The organism is Neobacillus drentensis (assembly GCF_036966985.1).
Lineage (GTDB): Bacteria > Bacillota > Bacilli > Bacillales > Cytobacillaceae > Neobacillus > Neobacillus drentensis_E.
Genome location: NZ_JBALSN010000573.1, coordinates 1 through 1,149 on the forward strand (window position 1 = coordinate 1; position 1,149 = coordinate 1,149).

Sequence of the window (1,149 nt, forward strand, 5' to 3'; positions counted from 1 at the left end):
AAATAAAAATTAATAAAGAAAAAATTCACAAATTTTTTAAAATTAGAACAATAATCTATTGAAATTTTTAAAAAAGTGAAATTATTATAAATCAACCATTAAATGCTTTACCTTTTGGTATCCACTGAATAATAACAACTTTTAGAAAATTAAATTTAAAAAAATACGATTGATCTCCCTAATTACATTTATACCTGTTCATAGGAATGGACGGGTAAACATATAAATAGTTACAACGTTCAGTCGAACTTTTGAAACAAAATAGGGGGACAAGGAAGATGAAAATTGCTGCCATCATTTTTTTTATCTTTAGTGCTATCCTTTTATTGGGTGCAATTAAATATTTAATCGAATTAACAAGACCAGGTGTTTATCCACCTAAACAAATTTTAAGAAAAAAAGCTGCTGCTCTATTTGGAGGTGGAGGGATCTTTCTATTAATTGCTGTATTAATCTCTAAACTTATTTAGAGGAATATTAAGAAAAGAACCCCGCTGGGTTCTTTTCTTAATTAAGTCCCGTCGATTATTTTTGAATGACGGAAGGTGTTGTTAATTTAGTTCGTTTCACTATGGATAGGGCTACAGGATACAAAATAATCATAATAATGGTATTTAGTGCGATAGCCGGAAGAACTCCTGCAGCAAATAGTGCAGTGAATGATGCAGGTAAGCCCACTAAAAAGAATGCTGCTGTTAAAAAGATTGTACCTGAAACAAGGGTTCCAATGGCAGTTAAAACGCCAACACTAACAATCGAATTTCGGTATTTTTTTAAAGCTAAAAATAACCCAAGAAAAACTAAAGCAGTGATGGGTTTATCAATGATATTTGGAATTTGTCCGCCTGGAAAACCAGTGGTTAACGCTGACAATACTCCAGTTACAATGGCCAAAAGCATCACACTCTTTAACTCAGGAATAAGGATGATTCCTAAAAACATCATTGCAAGCATCATGTCAGGTTTAATTCCAAGAAAACTAGGCATTACCGTATGCAAAACTACCCCAATCCCAGCTAATAGTGCTAAAACTACAATGTTCTTCGTATTCATTTCTCTTCTCTCCTCTGCTATACTAATCTATTTGTTTCTCCTGCAGTGCACTCATTGCCTGCAGCGAAAAACCTGCTTACATTATAACATAATAAT

2 protein-coding genes are annotated in these 1,149 nt (G+C 32.8%); one reads left to right on the plus strand and one right to left on the minus strand.

The window, feature by feature from the left end:
• Positions 1-278: 278 nt before the first annotated feature.
• Positions 279-470 (plus strand): hypothetical protein, encoded by a 192-nt coding sequence (locus V7659_RS28190; protein WP_144554820.1) that lies wholly within the window; start codon positions 279-281, stop codon positions 468-470.
• A 55-nt stretch (positions 471-525) separates the two neighbouring features.
• Here the strand turns inward: V7659_RS28190 and V7659_RS28195 are convergent, their stop codons facing one another.
• Entirely contained in the window at positions 526-1,053 is a 528-nt protein-coding gene (locus V7659_RS28195; RefSeq protein ID WP_335453262.1) for a tryptophan transporter, read from the minus strand.
• Positions 1,054-1,149: the final 96 nt, after the last annotated feature.

Coding starts and splice junctions, on each gene's coding strand:
- V7659_RS28190 (WP_144554820.1), top strand. CDS start 279: ATGAAAATTGCTGCCATCATTTTTTTTATCTTTAGTGCTATCCTTTTA.
- V7659_RS28195 (WP_335453262.1), bottom strand. CDS start 1,053: ATGAATACGAAGAACATTGTAGTTTTAGCACTATTAGCTGGGATTGGG.